The organism is Clostridium magnum DSM 2767 (genome assembly GCF_001623875.1).
In the GTDB taxonomy this organism is placed as follows: Bacteria; Bacillota; Clostridia; order Clostridiales; family Clostridiaceae; genus Clostridium_AM; species Clostridium_AM magnum.
The window spans coordinates 337,730-363,429 of sequence record NZ_LWAE01000005.1 but is presented as its reverse complement, the minus strand read 5'-3'; the positions used below and the strand labels follow the sequence as shown (position 1 = coordinate 363,429).

Below are 25,700 nucleotides of genomic sequence, written 5' to 3'. Positions count from 1 at the left end.
TCTATTGAATTATATAATAAATGATCATTCATTTATTGTCAAACAATTTTTTTATCTATTTCTAAGGCTTAAGTTACCAAAATGAAACTTATTGACAATAATTATAAAAACCTGTACTCTTAAATTGAAATAAATCAGCAAACTTATATATATAATTTTTCTTATTAAATTATGATTCTAAAATCATGGTACATCCATGATTTTTTCATTGTGAAAAATGATTTATTTTAAGAAAGGAGGCCCTATTTATGAAAAGAATTTTTAAATATGTTTGTAACTATAAAGCCCTAGTAATAATTCCTTCAATAGCAATGACTCTAGCTATACTACTAGATATGTTCAATCCCTATCTACAGAAAGCAATAACAGATAAAGTTTTCATAGGAGGAAATCAACAATTGCTGTGGCCTATACTATGGGGATTTATAGGTATTACTATTAGCAGAGCTATACTTGGTTATGCTAAAGAATATCTATTCGATGTATTATCAGCAAAGATTAGTATAGATATAAAAAAAGATTTATTTGATCATATTCAAAGTCTGCCCTTTGGTTATTTTGACAACATGAATACAGGTGAACTTATGTCAAGAATAGGTGAAGATGTTGATAATGTTTGGAAATCTATATCCTTCGGAGTAAGGTTGTTTATTGAAAATATGATTTATTTTATAACTGCTTCCCTTATACTGTTGTTTTTAGACTGGCGACTTACCCTTATATGTCTCGTTGCTATGCCACCTATAGCTATTCTTGCTCTTAAGTTCGAGAAGAAAATAGGCGAATCCTATAGTAAGTTAAGCGACCAAGGAGTAATATTAAATACAGCTGCTCAAGAGAATATATCTGGAGTCAGATTGGTGAAAGCCTTTGCAAGAGAAAAATATGAAATAATGAAATTCTTAAGACTAAATCAGGAAAACTATAATCTAAGTATGGAGCAAAATAAAATTATGGCAACATATTTTCCTCCTATTGAATTTTTGACTAATGTGTCTATATTATTATTAGTTGTACTAGGAGGAGTATTTGTAATGGGAGACACCATGTCCATTGGTACTTTAGTAGCCTTTAGTGGATATATATGGATGTTAGTTTGGCCTATGAGAATGCTCGGTTGGCTCACCAATATAATAGCACAGGCAAATGCTTCTGCTGAAAAAATAATGAATATCATGGATATTGAGCCTGAAATTAAAAATAATGAAACTCCTATAAGTCTTCCAGAAATAAAAGGAGATATCGAATTTAAGAATGTATCCTTTAAATATAAGGATGAATATGTATTAAAAAATATAAATATGAAAATAAAGGCTGGAAGTACAGTTGCACTGATGGGAACTACCGGTTCTGGAAAATCTTCCATTATAAATCTTATTGGACGTTACTATGAAGCAACTGATGGATCGGTCCTTGTTGATGGCCATAATGTTAAGGACATAGATCTTAAAGATTTAAGAAGTAAAATAGCTGTAGTTTCTCAGGATACTTTTCTATTCTCAGCTAGCATAGAGGAAAATATCTATTTCGGTAAAGAAGCTTCCTCTTTGGAGGAAATAAAGGAAGCCTGCAAATTATCTTGTGCAGATGAATTTATTGAGGCATTGGATGGTAAATATAATACAGTAATTGGTGAAAGAGGTATTGGTCTTTCAGGTGGTCAAAAACAAAGACTTTCCATTGCTAGAGCACTGATAAGGGAATCTAGTATTCTTATTCTCGATGATGCTACCTCTGCTCTGGATATGGAAACTGAATATAAACTCCTTAAAAATTTAAATGACAGACATAAAAACGCTACAACCTTTATAATTGCCCACAGAATTTCCGCAGTTAAAAATGCTGATCAAATTGTTTATATCGAAAATGGACGTGTTGCGGAGAGTGGAACTCATGAAGAACTTCTCGAAAGTAAAGGTAAGTACTACGAAATATACAGAGAACAATTTAAAAATTTTGATGCTCTAACTTCAAATAAGGAGGTGGTATAATGGCAAGAAATACAGTTAAACAGGATGAAGATTTAAGGAAACTGTCTAACTTAGAAGTAAGTAAAAGGCTCTTTAAGTACCTACGATTCTATAAATTAAAGGTTTTTTCAGTATTACTACTTTTAATATTTGTAATGATAGTTAACCTTATAAATCCCTATCTTCTAAAAGTAGCCATAGATAAAAATGTAAAAAATCATGATTTGAAAGGACTTTTAATAATTGGTTTATTTATGCTTATATTAAATTTTATTGCCATGATTGCCTCAAGAATACGGACAATAAAAATGGCTTCTGTTACCAATGATATACTTTTAAAAATAAGACATGAGCTTTACACTCATATTCAAAAACTGTCATTTTCTTTCTTTGATAACAGACCTGTAGGTAAAATACTAGCTAGAGTTATGGGAGATGTAAACTCCCTTCAGGACTTATTTAATAATAGTGTAACCAACTTTATCCCTCAGCTTTTAACTATTATTTGCGTTGGAATTATGATGTTTTACTTAAATCCAAAATTAGCTATAGCTTCTATAGCATTACTTCCTCTTCTTACTATTAGTATGTTCTCCATTCAAATATTTTCAAGAAGAAGATGGCAAGACTTTAGAAGAAAGCGTTCCACCTTCAATGCCTATACCCATGAGGATTTTTCTGGTATAAAGGTAGTTCAGTCCTTTGCTAGAGAAGACAAGACTTCTAATACTTTCTTTGGACTAGTTAAAGATATGATGGATGCATTCCTAAGTGCAGTAAGACTTAACGACCTATTTTGGCCTCTAGTGGATACAGCTTGGGGATTGGGCATGGTGGTGCTTTATTGGTATAGTGCTAAATTGATAGGCACTAATAGTGTAAGTATGGGTACCATTATAGCCTTTAGCATGTATATAGGTATGTTTTGGAGACCAATTCTTGAAATAAGTAATTTCTACAATACTCTTATAATGAACTTTGCTGCTGCTGAAAGAATATTTGAGATAATGGACGTAACACCAGATATTGAAGATACAAATAATGCAGCTAAAATGCCTGAAATTAAAGGACAAGTAGAATTTAGGAATGTTACCTTCGGTTATGAAGATGGTGCAGCGGTTCTAGATAATGTAAGCTTTAAAGTTAATACTGGCGAAACTGTAGCCTTAGTTGGTGCCACTGGTTCAGGAAAAACTACTATTGTTAATCTTATAAGCCGTTTCTATGATACTGAAGCTGGTGAGGTTCTGATAGATGGAATGAATGTTAAAAATGTAGAGCTTGAATCTTTACGAAGTCAAATGGGAATAATGCTTCAGGATACTTTCCTTTTCTCCACTACTATTAGGGAAAATATAAGATACGGTAACCTTGATGCTTCAGATGAAGAGGTTATTGCCGCTGCTAAAGCTGTTAATGCCCATGATTTTATAATGAACCTTGAAAATGGCTATGATACAGAAGTAAAGGAAAGAGGTTCTAGACTATCCGTTGGTCAGAGGCAGCTTATATCCTTTGCAAGAGCACTCTTGGCAGACCCAAGAATATTAATACTTGATGAAGCCACCTCAAACATTGACACACAAACAGAAAAGCTGGTTCAAAGGGGTATTGAAAAGTTGCTCCAAGGAAGAACCTCCTTTGTTATAGCTCACAGACTTTCAACCATTAGAGATTGTAATAAAATAATGGTAGTTAATCATGGTAAAATAGTTGAAATCGGAACTCATAAAGAGCTCATGAACTTAAGAGAAATTTACTATAATCTATATATGTCACAGTATAAGTTTCTCAGTGAAGGAGCTTAATTATAGGTTTCTAGATGGAATTTTAACTACCACAGAAAGTTGACTTATTCGGAGGATAAGTCAACTTTCTGTGGTTTTTATCTATATATCAATAATATAAAAACATAAACTACTAAACCAAAGCATGCTCAGCAACTTCACCATATATGGAGGATATAGTATTTATTGTGCTCTGAGGTGCTGGTTCTAGTGGATAATATCCTTTTCTAACCATGTATTGCCAAACATCATAGGCATGGTTGCAACTCATAGTAAATGCATCCTTTAAAAATTCTCTTATATTTGGATTACTTGCTTCCATAGCAGACCAAGCATATTCCCTTCCTGCTCTCTTTAGAGTCAAAAGATATGCAGTTGCGATTTCTCTATCATTCATCTGCTGTACATCGGTTCTTGGAGTAATTGCTGGAAAATTACTAGTAGGTGACTTAGTATAATCCTGCAAGCTTTTGTTTAACTGTGGCACATTCAATTTTTGTGTAGAGCCATTTACCTTACTTAAAAACTCAACTTTCATATTATAATCTTGAATGTGTGCTGGAAAATGCCCTTGTATCATAGACTTTAATTCTTGATCTTTAGTTGCATTTATAAACATAGCCATATTAGTTATTGAGTTTACACAACTCATAGTTAATTCATGTAAATCATGTACTTCATGAGCAGCTAATTGCATAGTACTCCCTCCTACTTGTTAACTTTTATTGTTTCTATTTTGTTTACTCCACAATTAATGTTTCCCCTAAAATATTTTATTATTCTATAAATATGATATAATATTATCGACTAAAAATTATATTACAAGAGGTAAAATATGAAACGAAATGATATTGCTTTTCAGCTCCATTCTTTTTATAATCTATCAAGATATCTATTTTTAAAAATTGAATATACGTACAATTCTGAAGTTGAAAAGCACAATATAACACTGCCTCAACTCAGAGTTCTTTGGATACTTGGATGTTTTCCCGGTATATCTCAAGATAGAATTGCAAAAATTGGCTGTTGGACTCCACCCACAGTTTCGGATATTATAAAGATACTATTTCAAAAAAAATTAATATATAGAGAGGAAACCTCAAATAAAAAAACTCATACTCTTAGGTTAACCCCAGTGGGAGAAGAAAAAGTTTTAGAAACAAAGATAAAAAAAGACTCAAATATAGCTCTCTTAAAATTGTTAAACAAGTTTACTTATAAAGAATTAGAACTGTTACTTAATACTTTTAAGTTTGCCATTATAACAGAAGATAACAAGTACATACTTGAATACATAGAAAGATTAAATGAGCTAGAGCTTAAATTTGATTTTAGTGACTTTTCACGGGACGAAAAGGATTATACGAAAAAGCTTGTGTTTATTTATAATCTAATCAGGATCTTTGTACTTACAATTCAGGCTAAACATTCAAATATACTTATTGATTGTAACTTAACATACCCTCAATTAAGAGCACTAAATATTATAAAGGCTTTTCCCAACATAACCTCTTCAGAACTTAGTAAAATAGGCTTTTGGTCAAAGTCAACTGCAAATTTAATTGTTAGTAATCTCTATAAAAAGCAATTAATTTGCAAACAAAAGGGATCTGTGAAAAACTCAATTCATATAACTATAAGCGATATTGGAGAAGCCATATTATCCTATGATATTAAAAACAATCTTCAAAATATTGACATCATAACCCCTTTAAAAAATCTTGGTAATGATTTAACATATATAAACTCGTTGATTTCAAAAATGAACCATGTTGTTGAAAATGATTTGATAAACAATATCATTTTGAGGACGTACTAAGTGGGACATCTATAAAATATAATAGTTTAAAAAAGTGAAGAAGGTATCTAGATTTGTATAAATTTCAAATCTAGATACCTTCTTAAATGATTTTTTAGACAATAAATTTATTAGTTACATTTGTTAGCTTCTGAGAAGTTTTAGCTTGAGTTTGAGATGCTTTTGCCACCTCTGTAATTGCATAGGTTATTTCATTTATACTACTCAATATATTCTCAGAACTACTAGATGACTGAACAGTAGTTGCAGATAGGTTTTCTATTGCACTAGCTACTTGATCTATAACCTCTTTCATTTGCTTTGATGAAGCAGCTATGTCACTTGCCATATTATTTACAAACTCTGCATCTTGCTCATATTGAATACCTGTAGACATAAGTAATTGATAACTTGGCTTTACCCCTGTTTCAAGGTATTCTAAAACCTCCTCACCACTGTTGGATAAATTACTAAATGCCTCCTCAACCTTATTTACCATACTCTGAATATTTGCTACTGCTTCAGAAGCTTGTTCAGCAAGACTTCTCACCTCATCTGCTACTACTGCGAAGCCTTTTCCCATTTCACCAGCTCTAGCAGCTTCAATAGCAGCATTTAGTGCAAGTAAGTTTGTTTGTTCAGCTATAGACCCAATAGAGTCTGCCATAATAGTAACATCTTTAACTACTTTACCATCTTCTATAGCTTTTAATATATTACTGCGAGTCTTTTCATATACTGTATTTCCTTGCTCTATATTTTTAATAGCTTTCGCTTTAATGTCAGCAGCTCTTTTCTTAATTTCAATGGCAGATTTAAAACTATTATTTGCTTTATTAGTTAGGTCAGTGGTTGTGTTTCCTATTTCTTCAGTTGATGCACTAACTTCTTCAGTTGTGGCACTTAAATCCTTAATCCCCTCAGTAATTTGTTTAGTAGCGTCATTTGCTATATCCATTTTTGAAGAAACTTCTTCAGATGTAGCTGATAGTTCTTCACTAATAGCACTGACATCACTAGCACCATTAATTATTTCCGATATAAGAAGTTTCATATTTTCTTTTGCTCTGTTTAATGCTATAGCAATATCCCCTAATTCATCCTTTGAATCAATATCTATATCCTTAGTTAAATTTCCATTGCCTAATTCTCCAGCAAATCTAACAACTTTCTTTAACTCCTTTGAAATTGATAGGGCAACTAATAATCCCAATATAAGTGCACAAGTAGATCCTAATATTGTAATGGCCAATATCATAAATTTAGAATTATTATATGTTGTATTATTTGATACGTATATTGACTCTGCTTCTTTAATACCTCTAGCAGTGAGCTCATCTAGTCCTTCGAATAAGGCTGCTCTTGCCTTTGAGGCTCCAGAAATTTGACTTATTGCAGATTGGTAATCTCCTGATGCTCCAAACTCAACCACTTTTTTCCCAGCAGCTAAATACTCCTTAGATGCGTTATCAATTTTATCTAAAATCTTCTTATCCTCTTCCACTTCTTCTTTGCTTTTATAAACTCTCATCATTTCATTAGTAGCTTTTACCTTTGCAAATAGTTCTCTATTTTCTTTAGTTAAAGTATCCATTTCTACTGTAATTTCTTCATTTTCACCAGGTTCTTTTCTTTCCTTATAAGCCATCTTAATTATAGCTGCTCTAATGTCTGAATAGTTTTGTCTTAAAGCATTTATTTCCTGGGTAGATTTCAAATTATAGTCATAAAGAATCTTTGCATTAGAGTTTATTTTATTCATATCGTTCATCCCTATAAATCCTACAATAGCTATAAATATAGCTAGAAAAATAACTATTGAAACTAATTTAATTGAGATTTTTAAATTTTTAAATAATTTTATCATATGTGACTCCTTTAAAATGTATTTTTAATAGTTTGTGGAACTCCACAATTGTTCACTGTCTAACTTTTTACTTAATCAGACAATATACTATTAATTATCGTAATTAATAACTTATTCTTAATAGTATTTTTATAAACATAATATATAGAATTAAAATTCTGAATTCTAGTTGGAGTTAAATTGGACGGAACTGAGCTTGAAGAAATTTAACAAAATAATTCCAGGTAAAGCTATTATGGATTTATAATCGCCTCACCTGGAATAAATTTTAAATTTTAAATTTTAAATTTATTTATCTCGTCCTCTAAATTTTCTGCAAGCCCGGATAAATCCTCTGCACTTTTTGCTAATTCATTAATTATGGAAAGCTGCTCCTCTGATGCAGCTGATAACTGTTCTGAATCCTTGGCAGAATCATTTATGGAATCAGTAATTTTTTTAATATTTACAAAAGTATCCGCTATATGATTTTTAATAACATTTAAAATATTTTCAAGCTGTCTTGAATTTTCCTCAGTTTTGTTGATATTTTCAACTGCATTAAATAATCCACTTTCTCCGCTTTTTATGAGCTGAACTTGTTTATTAAAGGCACTTAAATTATTCTCCATAGTTTGTACAGTTAAATTAGTTTCACTTTGAATATCGCCTACTAGCTGCTCAATACGTTTCGTTTCATTACTTGATTCTTCAGATAATTTTTTAATTTCATCAGCAACAACAGCAAAACCTTTACCATATTCCCCTGCACGAGCAGCCTCAATAGATGCGTTCAACGCCAAGAGATTTGTTTGATCTGTTATACCTCTAATTGCATTGACAATGCTTCCAATCTCGCTAGAATGATTTTTTAACTTAGTTATATATTCTGATGATTTATCGAGACTTTCTGACATTATTTGCACATAATTAGTAGCATCTTTCATAGATTGATTGCTATTATTTACAATATTTCTAGCATTACTGATGCTTTTAATTGCTACAGCTAATTCATTGGTTCCTTTATTAATATGAGCTTGTGTATTTTCCATCATTTCCAAGATTGAAGTAGCATAATTTGATTGTTTATTTACTTCCTGTGCCATACTATCTATAGTAATAGTAGTCTCATTTGCTACTTTATTTGTATTTTTAGCTATGTCGGATAAAACATTTGATGTATCTGCAACTATAGCTACAGATTTATTAATATTCAAAATCATATTACGAATACTTGACTTCATTATATGAAATGCTCTTGAAAATTCACCTATTTCATCTTTTTTCTTAGAATATCCTTCCAAAACATTTCCTTCGTCATTTGCTGTTAAATCCCCCTCTGCTATTCTATTAAACTGATTTATCATAATATTTAATGGTTTTAAACCAGTATAAATTATTACAAGAGATACTATTATTACAGAAAATATTAATATTAGTATTAAAACTATTGAATTCTTCGCTAATTCATTTAAAGCAATAATACCGGCAGTGCTTTTAGTTTCTACTGAAAGTACTCCTATTGGTTTATTTGATGCATCAGTTAATACCTTTTGTGTTTGTATATCTAATACATTTCCTTCAGTTTTCTTTGATAATTTTATTTCATCACCTTTAAAATCAGAGGATTTATAATTAACAGTCATGTTATTCTTGCTAGTAGATATTTCACTGCCATTGTCAAGCTTTAAGGTAATTTCAACTCCTGTAACATCTTTCCCTAGATCCATAAGGCCTTTCTTTAATTTGTCATCAGCATTAGCAGAATTTTTGATCTTTCTTGAATAAAGAACATAACCATTATAATTGCTAAAACTAACATCATCACTCTTTACTACTTTAGCTATACTTACAATATACAAGCCATCTGAGGTCATTTCAAGTCCACTAACACATGGAACATTATTTGTGAATTTTTTTAATAATCTAAAGTTTTTAAAATTAATGCTTTTCCATTCAGAAGGGGAATTAATTTCTGATAAGACACTACCATCGCTATTTATAACTATAACTGCTTCACTGCTTGTATCTTCTTTTACAGTACTAAAAACATTGTCACTAATCCACTCAGTATTCTTTTCATTTATTGCATCATAAAAATCGCTCCAAAGGGTATATCCTCCGTAAGCCTGTGTATGATTATTAACTATAAAATTCATGTAGTTGTTTACATTATTAATATTGTCATATGCTTTTTTTTCGTCTATACTACTAATATTATTTCTAATATTATAGTATGTAATACCTATACCAATTACAAGTGGAAATATAATAAGAACTATTAACGAGACTAGCAACTTAGATTTTAGTTTCACAAATACCCATCCTTCCTTAGATATGTAATTTTAAATTAAATTAAATAAATTTTAAAATTCAGCAATAATTTCTATCATTTTTTATTTTTTTGATAAAAATGTAACTAAATTTTATCAGAGTTTTTGTGATAATGGAATATGTTTTTTATAAATAAATGTTAAAAATAAAACTAGCTTAATATCAGTATACTAAGCTAGTAATGTTTCAAAGCATTGTCCCTTTATTAACCTCAGTTAATTGGATTAAATCTCAATTTCATTATCTATCGTTATTAATTATATATAATATTCTAACTATTACTTTTCTATTTGGGGAATACGATTAATTCTTTTATCTGTAAATATATCACATTCGTCTGTACTTTTTGTTGAAAACTCTGAAACTACAGCACCCTCATCTCCTGCTGTAAACCAGTGAAGTGTATTTGGATATATGGTATACTGCTCACCAGGGTTTAATTCTATTTCATGAAATACAGTGTAGTATTCTTCATCTCCGGATGGTGGAAATGCTTTTCTATTTTTTGTTGTTTCTCCTTCAACATATAAAAATACTTTTCCAAATCTGCATCTAAAGGTCTCTTCTTTTCCATCTTGTCCATTCACAGCTGGATGTCTATGTTCAGGACAGGTTTGATGTGGTAATAATACCATCTCTTTAGAACATACTCTTTCTGTGTTCACATAAACTATTAATTGAAGTCCTGTTCTATAAATATCATTAAGTCTAAAATCTGCAATTTCTATGTTGGCTCTTTCTTCCTCTGTAATTACTATGTTTGCTCTATCATAATATTTACTAACTATATTTTGCAGTTTTTTATATTCTTCTAATTTCATAATGTACCTCCTGCATTAAATATTTTATCTTAGAACTTTGCTTTTTTCTTTTTTAATGCATCTACATAAACAGCAATTAAAATTACAACACCCTTTACTATAAACTGCCAGAAGGAGTTAACGTTCATAAGGTTAAGCCCGTTACTTAATACTCCAATTACTAACCCTCCAATTACAGTTCCACCCATTTTTCCAGATCCACCGCTCATACTTGTACCACCAAGTACCACTGCTGCAATAGCATCCATCTCTGCTCCGTTACCGGCAGTTGGCTGTCCAGAAAACATACGAGATGCTAGTACAATTCCTGCAATAGCTGCCATAAGTCCACTGAAAACATAAGGGAAGAAAAGTACTTTGGATATTTTTATACCAGAAAATCTAGCAGCTTCTCGATTTCCGCCTACAGCATATATATGTCTTCCTAACTTTGTTTTATTCATTATAAGCATTGAAATAGCTAATATAATAATTAAATAAAAAACTGGAGTAGGAAGGAAATTAGCTATATAACCTGATCCAATAAAATTAAATTGATCAGACATAACACGTATTGGCTTTCCATCTGTGTAAACATAAGCGGCACCACGAGCTATATTCATAGTTGCTAAGGTAACTATAAAAGGTGGTATGGTAGTTTTTGCAATGGCTATTCCATTAAAGGCACCTACTGCTACTCCTGCCAGTAAACCAGCAATTACTGCAACAATTACAGAAGTTCCTTGGAATGCAATTAATCCACCAGTTACTACCCCTGATAACGCAATTATTGATCCTACTGAAAGATCTATTCCGCCTAAGATAATTACCATGGTCATTGCACAGGCTAAATATAGATTTGTGGAAACCTGTCTAAGTACATTCATTATATTTTTTTGTGTAAGGAACACTGGCGATATTAATGATAAAAATATACATAAAACAACGAATCCTATGAGAATTCCAAGATTTTCTCTTAAAAATTGTACAAAAAAGTTTCCTTCCTTATTTTCTTTTATATATTTAGTATTTTGTTCTGTTTGTAGCGACATATCACATTCCTCCTGTTGCATAATGCATGATTTTTTCCTGCGTAAGTTCTCCTCGAACAAGGTTTCCTGAAATGCTTCCATTACACATAACTAAAACTCTGTCACTCATATTAATTATCTCAGGCAATTCTGAGGATATCATAATAATTGATACTCCTGAGTTAACTAGTTCATTCATTATTAAATATATTTCTGCCTTAGCAGCAACATCTACACCTCTTGTAGGTTCATCTAGAATTAAAACCTTAGGATTAGTTGCCAGCCATCTAGCAATAACAACCTTCTGTTGATTTCCACCACTAAGATTTCCAACTAACTGTTCTGTGGAAGGTGTTTTAATAGACATTTCTTTAACATATTTATTAACAATGTCATTTTCTACTTTTTTATCTACTTTGATAAATTTCATAAATTTATCTAGAACCTTTAAGGTAGCATTAAATTTAACACTTTGAATAAGGAATAATCCTTCTTCTTTTCTGTTTTCTGGCACCAAAGCAATTCCATATCTCATAGCATCATTAGGATCTTTAATATCTACCTTTTTGCCCTCAATAAAGATTTCTCCAGAATCAATTGGGTCAAGACCGAAAATAGCTCTCATAACTTCGGATCGTCCAGCGCCCATCAAGCCAGCCATCCCTAAGATCTCTCCCTTTTTTATTTTGAAACTTACATCCTTTAATATTCCTTCTCTTGTTAAATTCTTTACTTCCAGAATAGTTTCCCCAGGCTCATTATAGGTTCTTGTGTAATAATTAGTAAGTTCACGTCCAACCATCATAGAAATCAGTTCATCCTTAGTCGTACTTTTGGTAACTTTCGTTCCAATATATTCACCATCCCGCATTACGGTTATTCTGTCGGATATCTGAGAAAGCTCAGACATTCTATGAGATATATAGACAATTCCAACTCCCTTTCTTTTTAAGCTTACAATTGTACTAAAAAGAAACTCAACTTCCTTATCTGTTAATGATGACGTTGGTTCATCCATAACAAGGATTTTAGCATTAAAGGATATAGCTTTAATTATTTCAACCATTTGCTGCTGAGCAACTGTAAGTCCAACTACAAGGGAGCTAGCCTTTATTTTCAATTCAAAGGAATCTAATAGTTTCTGTGCCTCTCTTATCATAGCTTTTTTATCAACTAATCCAGAAGCACCTACCAATTCCCTACCTAAATAAATATTTTCTGCTACTGTCATATAAGGAACTAATACAAGCTCCTGATGAATTATACTAATTCCAAGGTCTTGAGCATCCTTAACAGATTTAACCTCCACTCTCTGTCCATCAATATAGATTTCACCTTTATCGATACTATATATACCACCTAGTACTTTCATCAATGTAGATTTTCCTGCACCATTTTCACCAAGCAGTGCATGAACCTCGCCTTTCTCAAGTTCAAAATTAACATCCTTAAGCACATATACTCCTGGAAACTGCTTATTTACATTTTTCATTTGTAGTAAAATATTGTCCAAAGTTCTTCACCTTCTCCCATCTTTTATCTTATTAATATGAGCCTTATCCAGTACAATTCTGAATAAAGCTCACATTAATATTTTAAATTAAATTATTGCCATCCATCTGTTCCATATTTAGAAACGTTATCTTTATTAATTAGGAAAGTCTCAACTGGAACTTTCTTTTCAACACTTTCTTTTTTAAGGATTTTGTATCCAAGCTCTACGGATTTAACACCAATTTGTTTTGGAGATTGTGCTCCTGTTCCAACAAATTGTCCACCACTTGCAATTTCTTTCTTAGCATCTGGAGAACCATCAACACCATAGATTAAAACCTTTGTTTGCTTAGCAGATTTACATGCTGCAAGAGCACCAAGAGCAGTAGGATCATTTCCTCCCATTATTGCTACTATGTCAGAATGAGCTTGAAGTATATCATCAGTTAACTTCATAGCAGTCTGTAGGTCACCTTTAGCATCTTGTTCTGCAACTACAGTGAAACCTTTTCCTTCTATAGCACCCTTAAAGCCAGCTATTCTATCATTAATAGAATTCATTGTAGGAGAGTCAAGTATAACTATTTTACCGCCATTAGGAAACCTTTTTACAAGATCCTCACCACATACTTTACCAGCATTCTTATTATCAGAACCAGTATATGCTGTTACATAATCCATATCTTTAACTTCTGTATCAAAGTTGATAACTGGAATATTAGCTTTTTTCAAAGCTTCAAGACCAGGTCTTATTCCTTCCCAGTCAACAGGATTTAAGAATACAGCATCAACACCTTGTGTAATCATATCGTTTATTTGATCGATTTGTTTTGAAACATCCATAGCTGGATCCATAGTGATTAACTGATCACCATTTTTTTCAACCTCTGTTCTTATTGATTTTTCAAGAACTTGGAAAAACGGATTATTCATTGTCATACAAGTGTAGCCAAATTTGTGTTTTTTATCACTTTTAGAAGATTCTTGAGATGAAGTTTGTGTAGAACTAGCTCCACATCCCATGAATAATCCAACTACTAGTGACAGTGACATTACAACACCTAGCAGTTTTTTTGCTTTTTTCATTAATAATTCCCCCTTATTTCTGAAAACCTTTTCTTTTTATCAATAAACCTATAGTTAATATCCCTAAAGGTAATTGATTCGTTTTTTAAATTTTTACATTAGTGTATAATTTAACAACAAATGTCATTACGTAATATATTATTCTATATATTTTATAAAAATCCTTTTTTTACATGAATTTTTTCATATTTTTTATTAATAATTTTAAACAACAAAACATTCAATTAATTCATCAAGCAATTTATTGACATATTGTCAAAATAATTATATTAATATTGATAATTTATCAATATAGATTTATAATTTTATTTAATATATTAACTAAGAATCTAAAACTATTATTTTATATGTATCTATTAAGTAAATATATCAAATCTATGATTTAATTGTTATCTATTGTTTTACCATCACTGCCATGACAGTGCAAATAAGAAGTTAACACAGTGTTCTAAAAATATTAGACACGTAAGCATCACATTAATTTAGGAGGCGTTAATATGAAAAAAATAAAGACAAAATATGGCTTTATAGAAGGAATCTCTTCTATAAATTACTATAAAAATAATACTATAAGGGATTGCACCTTGAGCTGTGTAAATAAATTACAGACTCCCTATGGAATTTTTATACCTCAGTATGATGATAGCAGTGAAAGACGTAAGCTTATCAGCTCTCTTTCTTTTTATGATAATGGCAATTTAAAGAGAATTGCTTTACAGGACAAGACTTATGTTAATACTTCTCTAGGTACCTTGCCTGCAGAATTGATTACCTTCTATGAAAATGAGAGTATAAAACGTATATTCAATTTGAATGGCAAAATAACCGGTTATTGGTCAGAAGAGGATGAGTACTCTTTAGCAGAAAATATTGAATTTAATCTTTCTATAGGAAAATTTAATCTAAAAACTATTGGAGTCCATTTCTATGAAGATAAGACTTTAAAGAGTATCACCTTTTGGCCTAAGGATATCGTTCATATAATTTCACCTATTGGTAAAGTATCTGCTCGAATAGGTTTATCTTTCTATCCTAACGGCAGCCTTAAATCCTTTGAGCCTTATAAACCAATAACTATAGAGACGAAAATAGGTAATATAGTGGCTTATGATGTTAATCCCATTGGAATTCATGGTGATTCCAATTCAGTGAAGTTTTCTATAGACGGTCAAATTGAATCATTAACCACCTCTACAAATAAAATAAAAGTAATTAATAAAAATGGACAAATAAAAGTTTATAAGCCCCAATTAAGGCAAAGCTTATTAGATGAAAAAAAAATGGATATTGTTCCTTTAAGTATAGAGTTTTACGATAACAAAATTGTTTTCAATAATAGTAATGATGACAGCTATTCTTTTGATGATTATGTTTTTAATATTGACAGTGGCTCCCTTAAGGTTAGTTCTCCATGTTCCAGTTGTGCTAGCTGTTCTGGTTGCTCTAGTTGTTCAATTTAAACTATATCAGTAATCTCACTGTGTTTATAGCAGTCATAGCTACAATAATAAAGAAACGGATTCTCATTAATTCTTATGAAGTGTAAACTTGAATCAGATGGGGGTTCAAACTCCACCTGATTCTTAGTTGAACGAATCCAGGGACTAGCCGCTCGCAACGTACACTTTGAAGAAGATGTGACTATTAGAGCGGGTAGTCATCGGATAAATTATTATAGCTCCTTAATTGTCAAATTAGTTAATAATAGGTACTAGAGATAGAACTTTGATTTCTATCTCTCTTCTAACCTTATTTCTCTTGCTCTTGCCCTTTCTGATAACCTTGCTTCCAGCATTCCAGTTGTTAAGTATACACCTATAAATACTAAAATTCCTCCACAAACTTGTGCTGCTGTAACCTTTTCCCCGAGAATCCAACTTATAATTGCAGTAAAGATAGGAATAAAATTCAAAAATATACCAGCCTTGCTGGCTCCAATCTCTTGGATTGCCATATTCCAAAGAATAAAGGAGCCTATTGATGGGAAAATTATCATGTATAAAATTCCTGTAACAGCTATTGGGGTAATATTAGCTATATTAATTCCTTCATAGAGTGCAAAAGGAGCCATAATGATTGTCCCAAATAAAGCTGAAACTGCAGTAGCTGTGATTGGTTGTATATCTCTAAGTCTTTTTCCTAATATTGAATACACTGTCCATACCACAATAGAAATTATCATAATTAAATCCCCTCTATTGTACTCTGTTTGAAAGATTTGGTCTAAATGACCTCTTGTTAGGACTAGGAAAACTCCTAATAGTGAAAAAATAAATCCTAATACTTGTATAAGCGAAACTTTTTCTCGAAGCATGAAAACAGAAACTAACACTATCAATCCAGGGTTTAATGCACTAATCAATGATGCATTAGTTGGCGAAGTATAATGAAGTGCTGAATAAAGAGCTAAGTTGAAACCGGCAATTCCGGATATACCCATAAAAAATAATAAAAACCATTGCTTTCTTATTGGATCCCATTTTGGCTTTTCAGTAAAATATGCTATAGGAATCAATAAAAAAGATGCCATCAGCCAACGGGAGAAAGTAATCCAAAGTGGTGTCATATCGGACACGACATACTTTCCAAAGACATAATTTCCGGCCCAAAATAAATTACAAATAATTAACAACAAAAAAACTCGATATTTCTTCATCTTTTTACTAACTCCTTTATCATATTATTCCCTTCTAATACTTAGCTATAAAATTAATAGATCAGTTTTAGAAAATGTATTGAAGCAAGATCTTAATTCAGATGGGGATTCTTTTACCCAATCTGAATTTTAGAGCTGCGAATGCATGGCTTACTTGGCGTTGAACTACCACTTGAAGAAGTGGGAGACTTACGCCAAGTTAGTCAGGTTAAATATAAAATATCCACTATACAAATTCCATAATGGATATTTAACTACAGCTTCTATATATAGTAACATATTACATATTAATCAGCAATGAAACAATCATCTAATTCGATTTCTTAAAATTAATTTTATAAAGAAACACATCCCATTAACTTGAAATTAATAAAATAAGTGGTATTATAATAGTTATGTACCAGTTTTTGCCGCGGTAACAATATGGAATTTTAGATAATTAAGGTGATGTACAAATGATTATGAATAAAAAAATATTAATATTTTTAAATGTTTTGTTTTGGAGCTTATTATGTCCATTTAGCTTAGTTTTCGCTTCTAATAATAATGCTGATATATCATACGAAACTATTAATACATCTCATAACTCAGTTAATTTATTAGATATTGAAGCTAATGTGTACAAGAATCAAACAGTTGCAAAGGAAATGTCACTAGATGCTAAGTTAGTGAATTCCGATATTATAAATAATGTATCTCTAAATAAAAAATGGACAATAAAATTTAGTCAGCCTATAGATACTAAATCTACTAAAAATAAAGTTAAAATTTTAGATAAAGATAAAAAAGAAATACCTATTACTGTTTCTTTTGAAGAGTACAATTTATATATGTATGTAACTCCAAATCAGCCCTATAACCCTGATAGCGAGTATGCACTAGTTATAAGTGATTTATTATCTAAACATAATAAAAAATTAGAAACTCCCCTTAACTTAGCTTTTAAAACAGGCCCAATTATAAGGTTTATAGAGGACATAGATGTGTCTATAAATCAAGAAGATGAATATAGATTACCGGACAAAGTAAATGCAAGTATGTCAAATGGCAGAAGTAAGTTAGTTGCAATTTCATGGGACAAATTTTTAAAAAGTACAAGCATACCTGGTAAGTACACTTATTCTGGCAAAGTTGAAGGTTATGAAAAAAGTGTGATATTAAGCTTAGATATAAAAGCATTTGAACCAGTTAAGTCAATATCTAACTCCATGAGAACACAATCTCAACTTCAAACTAATCTTTATAATTACATGATGAACAAAGATAACAGAGATTCTGTGATGAATAGGGCTATAGAATTACACAATGGAGATCTTAGTAATAATTGTGTTTATTTTTCAAGTGAAGCATTGAGAAGAGTTGGCCTTTCTGATTTACCTGAATCCGTATGTAATACTTCAACTTTGACCCAAAAGTTAAAATCCTATGGTTGGAATTTAGACTATGACTTATCTAAGCTTTTACCTGGTGATATTTGTTTTACCACTTCTATTGATGGCAGTGATCCAAGCCATGCTTATATATTTATGAAATGGGTAGATCCTAATAGCTTTAATTATGGATATATATGCGACAATCAAGGAGATGAGTATGGTAACTCATACCACAAGAGAAACATAGACTTTGCCACTGAAAGCAAAGAAGCATTATCCTACTTTTTATATATTCCTTGAATACTGATTTTAATCTCATACTTTACATACTTGTAACAAATGAATTTGTGCAGAAATGTATGTCTATTTAGAACTGCTCCTTTCCATTGATTATAAAAACAAAACAGAATGAGTTGATTAGAGAATGTATATATTCTCTAATCAACTCATCTAATATTTTCTACTTTTTTGCTCTTAAGTAGTCCAAGCTGTGAACCGCAAATCCAAAATTATACCCTAAACTTTTATAATAGCTATTCACCTTATCTAATTCACTTATCATATACTTAGTACCTTCTTGATAAAAAGTAATGAAGTCTCCTTCTTTAGTATCCCCAATCTCTACAGATATTTTCAACTTTTTATTATATCTTTTAGAGAGTTCCATTTCACTTTTGCATATATCGATTATATTTCCTTCACCATAGGCTTTATCTCTGTAAGCCATGATATTTATCTCATCCACTTTACTAATAACCCATTCTGCTAAGTTTTCTTTACCACAGTTTACTACGTCAAACCAAAAAGGAACGTCTACAGCAAAGGGTAAATTCAATTTGTTAACTTCAGTTAAGGAGTATAGTATATAGTCCTGATAATTTCCTACTAAAATATCTCTCTTTGTGCTCCATTCAGGTAGCACGTAAGGCTCTACATCTAAATGAATTCCTATAAACTTTTGATTTTGCAAAGAACTTTCATTGTATTTTTTAACCCAATCAAAAAACTTATTTAGACTTTGTCGCTTGTCTTTAAATATCCAAATAGGATTGCCATCTAATGCATATACTCCTATTCCATTTTTAGATGCATTTTCTATAAATTTATTATAAACCTCTTTTTTTATATCCGTATTTACTTGAAGATATAACTCATTATATTTATTATCTTTCAAGAACCTTATTATATCTTCACCTTCATTAATTATACTTTTAGTATTCCAAAGCCATGTTCCTCTAATTGTTTGACTATCAGTTACTTTTGCAACCTTAGAATTTTGCTTAGCATAAACTTGAAAGTTTGCCATTGATGCAGTTATTAATAAAAACAGCACTAAACTTATAAATTTTTTCAATATAAATCCCTCCTAATATGGATTGAAAAAGGCTCTCCATCTTAGGAGTGCCTGGCAGTCTGGCAGCCATAAGGTTGAACTTCCTTTTAGGCCCATAACTTTGCGTCCCTAAATTTCTTTAAGTTTGCTCTTTTCAGGTTTTCCATTAACTTTTTTAATTTTACTCTTATTATCGTACTTAAAACACGAAACTTTAATAGCAATGATTACCAAGTTATTTTTGATTTTTAAAAACTAACAACTCTTACATAATTTGAACATATAAACAAAAATATATTATAAAAAAATTTCATTAAAGCTGAGATTTTTTTATTTTTGTGGTATAATAAACAAGAAAAAAGTATATATATGCAACAGCCCGAAAAGCAACTAACTATTTGTGTAGTTTTAAAATACAAAATATAGAGTTGTCTGTATAATTATGCATGAATTAATTTATTTATTAAGAGGTGTAGGAGTATGTTTAACGGAGTTGGAGAAAAAAATATTAAAAGAGCTGAAATACTAGTGCAGGCTCTACCATATATTCAGGAGTTTTATGGTAAAACCATAGTTGTTAAATATGGTGGAAATGCTATGATAAATGATGAATTGAAAAATTCAGTTATTAAAGATATAGTTATGTTAAACTGTGTGGGAATAAAGGTAGTAGTAGTTCACGGTGGAGGTCCTGAAATTAATAATATGTTAAATAAAATAGGCAAAGAAGGAAAATTTATAAATGGACTTCGAGTGACTGATAGAGAGACTATAGACATTGTTCAAATGGTACTTGCTGGGAAAGTTAATAAAGACATTGTTGCTCTAATTAATCAAATGGGTGGAAAAGCTGTTGGTCTATCAGGAATAGATGGTAATTTGTTAACAGCAGAAAAGCTTGAGAAAAATGACGGAGTAGACCTAGGATACGTTGGTGAAATATGCAATGTAGATGAGAGCATAATAGAACACAACTTAAACGGAGGTTATATCCCAGTAATATCCACAGTAGCTTTAAACAAAACCGATGGACAAGTGTATAATATAAATGCTGACTATGCTGCTGCAAAAATAAGTGTAAAACTAAATGCAGAAAAACTAATCCTTCTTACAGATGTTCCAGGAATACTTGAAGATATTAATGAGCCGGAAAGTTTGCTAGCAGAAGTAAATTTGAATGATATAAATCGTCTTAAAAAAAAGGGAGTAATAAATGGTGGTATGCTTCCCAAGGTAGACTGCTGTTTAGAAGCAGTTCAAGGAGGCGTAGATAAAGCTCATATTATTGATGGAAGACTATCCCACTCTTTACTTTTAGAATTACTTTCCCAAGAAGGCGTTGGTACTATGATAACTAGTGAATCATTATAGAACTTATGAGAAAAATGCGTTGGTTAAACTACCAACGCATTAAGGCATCCGAAAAAAATAACAAGTTAAAGATGAGACGGCTATTTTGTGTCAGACAAGGAGGTAGGTTCCGCAGATAGCCGACCCTATCTAAGGGTTCTGCCGACGCAGCATGACGCAAAATAGACTAGCAGATTGACTAGTTATTTTTTTGAAGATGCCTAAACTTAATATCCAAAATGCTTTGCTATTTTGTTATAATTTGGAACCGTCAACTCTATATTTTTCAGCAATCCTTACAACATCAAATATAAGTTCATTCTTTTCATTGTTTTTACCATCTTTCATATCCTTTTGCATTGATGCTGTTGTATCTAATTGAAGCCCAGCCAAAATATTAAGATTTTCCTCTACTAATTATACCTTAAGTGATTTCACCAGATTCAGATATATATGCACTAATATAAATACATCCATCTATAACTTTTATTCTTGATAAAAGCTCTTCCAGCCTTTCTCCTGCACTTAGGGTAGATAATAAGCCCTTTTTCCCTCATAGCCTTTAAATGAGCTCCTCTTGCAATAAATGTGACATCTTTTACTTAGAACTAGTGAAAACCGCTAGTCCTCTATATTCTTCTGTAAATTATTTGGTATTTTATTTGTTTAATTTTCTCCTTAAAAGATACCACTCTAAATCTCTCCAATTCTACCTTTATTTTAATTATAACAAATAAACCTGTAATTTGAACTTAAATATACTGTAATCTTCTCTAAAAGCCACAAAAGAGTGATTAAAATTACCGGTGGTTTTGAAATTATTTCCTTGGAAATAATTTGATTTTATTCATTTTTAACTCTATAACTAATAAAATCTACTCTTAATCTTATTTAATAATATCATCTTTTATGATATTATTTTTGTACATGACACTTATTTACATAGCAATTACATTAAAGATACAAAGTAAAGGATGTGAATTTATGTCCCATATTACAGCTAGATCAGCTTATAAAAGTTTGGTAGACAGAATTAATAGATTTCCTCAGGGAGCACCTCCCTCTGAAACCTTATATAAAATTTTAAGCATGCTCTTTAGCGAAAAAGATGCAGAACTAGTTGCTAAGCTTCCTATTAAGCCCTTTACTGTAAAAACTGCAAGTAGAATATGGAAAATGGATACTGTTACAACAGAAAAAATACTAGATAAACTTTCCCAAAATGCAATTTTATTAGATATGGATTGTGATGGTGTACAACAATATGTCCTGCCACCACCAATGATGGGCTTTTTTGAATTTTCCTTAATGAGAACAAATCACAATTTGGATCAAAAACTATTGTCAGAACTTTTTCATCAATACTTAAATGTAGAAGAAGATTTTATTAAAAATTTATTTTTTAGCAGCGAAATAAAATTAGCAAAAGCCCTTGTTCAAGAGGTAGTACTATCCAATGAAAATCAAGTTGAAATTATGGATTTTGAAAGAGCTAGTTATTTTATAAAAACAGCGAAAAATATAAGTGTAAGCATGTGTTACTGTCGTCATAAAATGCAGCATCTTGGAAAAAGTTGCAGTGCACCTCTAGATACCTGTATAACCTTTGGTAGTACAGCCTATTCTCTAGCAAAGCACGGTTATGGTAGAAAAATAGATACATCAGAAGGGTTAGAGATTATTCATAGAGCCTATGAATATAATTTAGTTCAGTGTGCTGAAAATGTTAGATCTGGATCATCTTTTTTATGCAACTGCTGTGGTTGTTGTTGCGAAGGTATGATTGCGGCAAGAAAATTTGGTATGCTTCACCCTGTGCAGACAACAGCTTTTATTCCTAAAGTTATACAGGATAGCTGTGTAGGCTGTGGTAAGTGTGCTAAAGCATGCCCTATAGCAGCTATTGAAATGGCAAAAATCAACAAAGATACCCAGTTAAATAGAAAGATAGCAAAAATTAATGAAGAAATATGCCTTGGTTGCGGCATATGTGTGAGAAACTGTCATAAGAAAAGTATTTTTTTACAACGTCGAAAGGAACAGATTATCACTCCAGTAAATTCAGTACATAGAATTGTTTTGATGGCAATAGAAAAGGGTCAGCTTCAAGAACTAATTTTTGATAATCAGGCCATTGCAAGTCACAGAGCAATGGCAGCTGTTTTATCTGTTATTTTGAAGTTACCTCCAATAAAGCAAGCAATGGCCATCAAACAGATGAAATCCGTTTATCTTGAAAAATTGATTAGTAGATTGTATAAGGATTAAAATTAAGGTTTACGTAATTTAATATAGATACCCTCAACAGAAAGTTGACTCATTCGGAGGGATATAATACCGATCTGAAAGTAGATTTAAATATTTTTTAGTAGTCTTAACGAAGGATTTGTTGAAAACTTAATACCTTAGATTGTCTGAGCATAGCGAGTTATCTAAGGTTCTTAGTTTTCAGCAAATCATGAGTTTTAGACTACTTAAAAATATTTAACACATTGAAGATTGGTATTATATTCAGCATAATAAGTCAACTTTTAAGCACATTTATCTATAATTATTCATTAAACTTTAAATCTTTGTACTAATTCATTTAACCTTTGAGCTAGTTCAGCTTGGTTTTGAGCTGTTTCTCCCACCTGTTCCATTGCTACTGTTGAGTCATTTACACTTTCACGAATTAGCTCTGAATTCTCAGCTGAGTTTTGTGACAGCTGAGCTAGATTCTGTACTCCTGAAGACACCTCTCCTATTGTTGCATTTATCTCTTCAGTCATTGCTGCTAACTCTTCAGACATACTGCTGACAAATTGAGCATCCTCTTGATATTGTGCTCCAATATTCCCAAAATTTTTAAACTGAGTTCTTACATTTTCATTCATAAATACTAATAATTCATTACTATCATAAGAGATATTAGTAAAGGCATTCTCTACTTTGCCAATCACCTGTTTTATACTATTGACAGCTTGAGAGGTCTGCTCTGCTAATTTTCTCACCTCATCAGCTACCACCGCAAAGCCTTTTCCTTGCTCACCTGCTCTTGCAGCCTCAATGGCTGCATTTAATGCCAGTAGATTTGTTTGTTCTGCTACATCAGCTATTGTATCTGCCATTAAATTGATTTCTTGAACAACTTTACTCTCCCTAATTGATTCAATAATCTTCTTTTCTCTTTCTACATAAATATTTTCAGTTTCTTCAATTGCACTATTACTGTTTTGTTGAACTTGAAAAGCTCTTTCCTTTATTTTTATCGAATTAGTACTTCCATCAGCAGCTTTATCAGATAAAGTATTTATGCTGCCCCCAATTTCATGCATAGATGCAGATATTTCTTCTGCTGTAGCGGTAGTTTCTTGAACACCTGTATTAATTTCTTTTATTGATTCATTAATGGTTTCAAATTGCGAAGTTACCTCTTCTACTGTTGCAGATAGTTCTTCACTTGAAGCACTCAAATCGCTAGAGTAATTAACCACATTACTTACAATTTCTTTAATATTTTCCACCATGTTATTGAGATTTAGCGCCATTTGACCAAATTCATCTTCTGAATTTATTTGTACTTTATTTGTTAAATCTCCTGAACCTAAGCTTTCTGCCAAGAAGTTAACCTTACTTATATTATTCTTTAAATATCTTACTAGGAAAGCAATTGATAAAATTAATATTAGTATACACACAACACCAATTACTATCATTTTATTCATTAATGAAGCCAATTCCTTATATAACTGCTTCTCTGGTACATAAATAGCTATTTTCCAGTTAGTTTCAGGTACTTCAGCAAAATAAACTATGTTCTTGCCATTGTTATCTGTTATCTCTGCTTTGCCTTCCTTAGAGTTAAGTATAAGTTCTCCTATTTCTTTTAAAGAGTCATTCTTATCTTCTGTAATCTTACTTTTCATAATTTTATCGGCCTCAATATTTGCACCTGCCAAATAATTGCCCTTATCGTCTATAAGAAATGCTCTTCCATGCTGTCCTATTTTTATGTCTGTAATATTTTTTTGAATTGTACTTATATTGATGTCCGCAGTAGCTACTCCCATAAACATATTGTTAGCATCATAAAAAGGAGCTGTTGTTGTAACCATAGTGGATTTTGAAACCTCATCATAATATACAGAAGACCACTTAACTACATCCTTAGTATTAACCCCCGCTTTATACCAATCATATTTAAAATAATCATATTCTTCATTACTATATTGGTCTGTAAAAACAACTTTATCTCCTTCTTTATATACATAAGGTCCAAAATACTTTAATGCAGGATCAAATTTATTTGGTTCAAACCATATACCTGATCCCATAGTATCAGCATTTGAACTTATCATTTCTTCTAACAATTTTGTCACGTTTTCTTTCTTTAAATTTTGATAGGAGCTTTCAATTGTTTTCGCCATGGACTCTGCAATTTTTGAGTTGGCTGTAAGTCCTCTTTGAATACTACCAATATTATTGCTTAAAAGGCTTTTCATTTTGCTGTCAATTTCATCATTAATTATCTGTTTACTAGTATAATATGCTATGAAAGTAAGCATACATACTGATATTGTAATTATTGGCACAAGCATTGCATAGATTTTAATACTTATTTTTTTAACCTTCAAATTTTCTCCCCCTTCAAACTTTGCAAAAAGTCTAGTTTGTTATACCAAAATATCATATTTAGATATATTTCGTCAATATTTTTATCGCATTGAGTTTTCCCCATAGTAATTATAGAAAGGAAGCTTTCTGATAACACAAGAATAATGTATAAATTTTGTATAAAAGAAGGCAAATAAGGAGTATAATACTATTATTGTAAAGAGAAAAATCTAGTTCTTCATACAA

Annotated in this window: 18 protein-coding genes and 1 riboswitch; of the genes, 7 read left to right on the top strand and 11 right to left on the bottom strand. The window is 31.2% G+C overall.

Annotated features, from left to right (window positions below):
* Nucleotides 1-248 precede the first annotated feature (248 nt).
* A complete protein-coding gene (locus tag CLMAG_RS20610; protein WP_066626862.1) occupies nt 249-1,991 on the top strand; it encodes an ABC transporter ATP-binding protein in 1,743 nt (580 codons plus the stop codon).
* Entirely contained in the window at nt 1,991-3,778 is a 1,788-nt protein-coding gene (locus tag CLMAG_RS20605) for an ABC transporter ATP-binding protein (protein ID WP_066626860.1), read from the top strand. The genes CLMAG_RS20610 and CLMAG_RS20605 overlap by 1 nt, the downstream gene beginning before the upstream one ends.
* A 112-nt stretch (nt 3,779-3,890) precedes the next feature.
* On the opposite strand, the gene CLMAG_RS20600 is transcribed toward CLMAG_RS20605, so the two are convergent.
* The gene (locus CLMAG_RS20600) at nt 3,891-4,454 is read right to left on the bottom strand and encodes a spore coat protein (RefSeq protein ID WP_066626858.1); all 564 of its coding nucleotides are present in this window, start codon (nt 4,452-4,454) and stop codon (nt 3,891-3,893) included.
* A 138-nt stretch (nt 4,455-4,592) separates the two neighbouring features.
* Between CLMAG_RS20600 and CLMAG_RS20595 the strand changes: the two genes are divergently transcribed.
* Entirely contained in the window at nt 4,593-5,576 is a 984-nt protein-coding gene (locus CLMAG_RS20595; protein ID WP_066626856.1) for a MarR family transcriptional regulator, read from the top strand.
* 94 nt (nt 5,577-5,670) lie between these two features.
* On the opposite strand, the gene CLMAG_RS20590 is transcribed toward CLMAG_RS20595, so the two are convergent.
* From CLMAG_RS20590 to CLMAG_RS20565, 6 genes are all read right to left on the bottom strand, one after another.
* Complete coding sequence (locus CLMAG_RS20590) at nt 5,671-7,422, bottom strand: methyl-accepting chemotaxis protein (RefSeq protein WP_066626854.1); 1,752 nt, start codon at nt 7,420-7,422, stop codon at nt 5,671-5,673.
* A 275-nt stretch (nt 7,423-7,697) separates the two neighbouring features.
* A complete protein-coding gene (locus tag CLMAG_RS20585; protein WP_066626853.1) occupies nt 7,698-9,716 on the bottom strand; it encodes a methyl-accepting chemotaxis protein in 2,019 nt (672 codons plus the stop codon).
* A gap of 297 nt (nt 9,717-10,013) precedes the next feature.
* Nucleotides 10,014-10,556 (bottom strand): D-lyxose/D-mannose family sugar isomerase, encoded by a 543-nt coding sequence (locus CLMAG_RS20580; protein WP_066626852.1) that lies wholly within the window; start codon nt 10,554-10,556, stop codon nt 10,014-10,016.
* A 29-nt stretch (nt 10,557-10,585) separates the two neighbouring features.
* Nucleotides 10,586-11,587 carry an ABC transporter permease gene (locus CLMAG_RS20575; RefSeq protein ID WP_066626850.1) on the bottom strand — a complete coding sequence of 334 codons (1,002 nt, stop codon included), beginning with the start codon at nt 11,585-11,587 and terminating at the stop codon, nt 10,586-10,588.
* 1 nt (nt 11,588) lies between these two features.
* The gene (locus CLMAG_RS20570) at nt 11,589-13,058 is read right to left on the bottom strand and encodes a sugar ABC transporter ATP-binding protein (protein ID WP_066627061.1); all 1,470 of its coding nucleotides are present in this window, start codon (nt 13,056-13,058) and stop codon (nt 11,589-11,591) included.
* Between the two features lie 113 nt (nt 13,059-13,171).
* Nucleotides 13,172-14,146: a sugar ABC transporter substrate-binding protein gene (locus CLMAG_RS20565; protein ID WP_066626848.1), complete on the bottom strand. Its 975-nt coding sequence runs from the start codon at nt 14,144-14,146 to the stop codon at nt 13,172-13,174.
* Nucleotides 14,147-14,643: 497 nt separating this feature from the next.
* On the opposite strand from CLMAG_RS20565, the gene CLMAG_RS20560 reads away from it, so the two are divergent.
* Nucleotides 14,644-15,606 (top strand): hypothetical protein, encoded by a 963-nt coding sequence (locus CLMAG_RS20560; protein ID WP_066626845.1) that lies wholly within the window; start codon nt 14,644-14,646, stop codon nt 15,604-15,606.
* A 272-nt stretch (nt 15,607-15,878) separates the two neighbouring features.
* On the opposite strand, the gene CLMAG_RS20555 is transcribed toward CLMAG_RS20560, so the two are convergent.
* Entirely contained in the window at nt 15,879-16,802 is a 924-nt protein-coding gene (locus tag CLMAG_RS20555) for a DMT family transporter (RefSeq protein ID WP_066626843.1), read from the bottom strand.
* Between the two features lie 461 nt (nt 16,803-17,263).
* On the opposite strand from CLMAG_RS20555, the gene CLMAG_RS20550 reads away from it, so the two are divergent.
* Nucleotides 17,264-18,475 carry an Ig-like domain-containing protein gene (locus CLMAG_RS20550; RefSeq protein ID WP_161487010.1) on the top strand — a complete coding sequence of 404 codons (1,212 nt, stop codon included), beginning with the start codon at nt 17,264-17,266 and terminating at the stop codon, nt 18,473-18,475.
* Between the two features lie 160 nt (nt 18,476-18,635).
* On the opposite strand, the gene CLMAG_RS20545 is transcribed toward CLMAG_RS20550, so the two are convergent.
* Entirely contained in the window at nt 18,636-19,529 is an 894-nt protein-coding gene (locus tag CLMAG_RS20545) for a hypothetical protein (RefSeq protein WP_066626839.1), read from the bottom strand.
* Nucleotides 19,530-19,579: 50 nt separating this feature from the next.
* Nucleotides 19,580-19,668: riboswitch (cyclic di-GMP riboswitch) on the bottom strand.
* Nucleotides 19,669-19,988: 320 nt separating this feature from the next.
* Here CLMAG_RS20545 and argB point away from each other — a divergent pair.
* Nucleotides 19,989-20,879 carry an acetylglutamate kinase gene (argB, locus tag CLMAG_RS20540; RefSeq protein ID WP_066626838.1) on the top strand — a complete coding sequence of 297 codons (891 nt, stop codon included), beginning with the start codon at nt 19,989-19,991 and terminating at the stop codon, nt 20,877-20,879.
* A 234-nt stretch (nt 20,880-21,113) separates the two neighbouring features.
* On the opposite strand, the gene CLMAG_RS32610 is transcribed toward argB, so the two are convergent.
* Nucleotides 21,114-21,251 (bottom strand): hypothetical protein, encoded by a 138-nt coding sequence (locus CLMAG_RS32610; RefSeq protein WP_161487009.1) that lies wholly within the window; start codon nt 21,249-21,251, stop codon nt 21,114-21,116.
* A gap of 591 nt (nt 21,252-21,842) precedes the next feature.
* Between CLMAG_RS32610 and CLMAG_RS20535 the strand changes: the two genes are divergently transcribed.
* On the top strand, nt 21,843-23,126 hold the full coding sequence (locus CLMAG_RS20535) for a 4Fe-4S dicluster domain-containing protein (protein ID WP_066626837.1): 1,284 nt from the start codon (nt 21,843-21,845) through the stop codon (nt 23,124-23,126).
* Between the two features lie 290 nt (nt 23,127-23,416).
* Here the strand turns inward: CLMAG_RS20535 and CLMAG_RS20530 are convergent, their stop codons facing one another.
* Complete coding sequence (locus tag CLMAG_RS20530) at nt 23,417-25,474, bottom strand: methyl-accepting chemotaxis protein (RefSeq protein WP_082832022.1); 2,058 nt, start codon at nt 25,472-25,474, stop codon at nt 23,417-23,419.
* Nucleotides 25,475-25,700: the final 226 nt, after the last annotated feature.

Coding starts and splice junctions, on each gene's coding strand:
- CLMAG_RS20610 (WP_066626862.1), top strand. CDS start 249: ATGAAAAGAATTTTTAAATATGTTTGTAACTATAAAGCCCTAGTAATA.
- CLMAG_RS20605 (WP_066626860.1), top strand. CDS start 1,991: ATGGCAAGAAATACAGTTAAACAGGATGAAGATTTAAGGAAACTGTCT.
- CLMAG_RS20600 (WP_066626858.1), bottom strand. CDS start 4,454: ATGCAATTAGCTGCTCATGAAGTACATGATTTACATGAATTAACTATG.
- CLMAG_RS20595 (WP_066626856.1), top strand. CDS start 4,593: ATGAAACGAAATGATATTGCTTTTCAGCTCCATTCTTTTTATAATCTA.
- CLMAG_RS20590 (WP_066626854.1), bottom strand. CDS start 7,422: ATGATAAAATTATTTAAAAATTTAAAAATCTCAATTAAATTAGTTTCA.
- CLMAG_RS20580 (WP_066626852.1), bottom strand. CDS start 10,556: ATGAAATTAGAAGAATATAAAAAACTGCAAAATATAGTTAGTAAATAT.
- CLMAG_RS20575 (WP_066626850.1), bottom strand. CDS start 11,587: ATGTCGCTACAAACAGAACAAAATACTAAATATATAAAAGAAAATAAG.
- CLMAG_RS20570 (WP_066627061.1), bottom strand. CDS start 13,058: ATGAAAAATGTAAATAAGCAGTTTCCAGGAGTATATGTGCTTAAGGAT.
- CLMAG_RS20565 (WP_066626848.1), bottom strand. CDS start 14,146: ATGAAAAAAGCAAAAAAACTGCTAGGTGTTGTAATGTCACTGTCACTA.
- CLMAG_RS20560 (WP_066626845.1), top strand. CDS start 14,644: ATGAAAAAAATAAAGACAAAATATGGCTTTATAGAAGGAATCTCTTCT.
- CLMAG_RS20555 (WP_066626843.1), bottom strand. CDS start 16,802: ATGAAGAAATATCGAGTTTTTTTGTTGTTAATTATTTGTAATTTATTT.
- CLMAG_RS20550 (WP_161487010.1), top strand. CDS start 17,264: ATGAATAAAAAAATATTAATATTTTTAAATGTTTTGTTTTGGAGCTTA.
- argB (WP_066626838.1), top strand. CDS start 19,989: ATGTTTAACGGAGTTGGAGAAAAAAATATTAAAAGAGCTGAAATACTA.
- CLMAG_RS20535 (WP_066626837.1), top strand. CDS start 21,843: ATGTCCCATATTACAGCTAGATCAGCTTATAAAAGTTTGGTAGACAGA.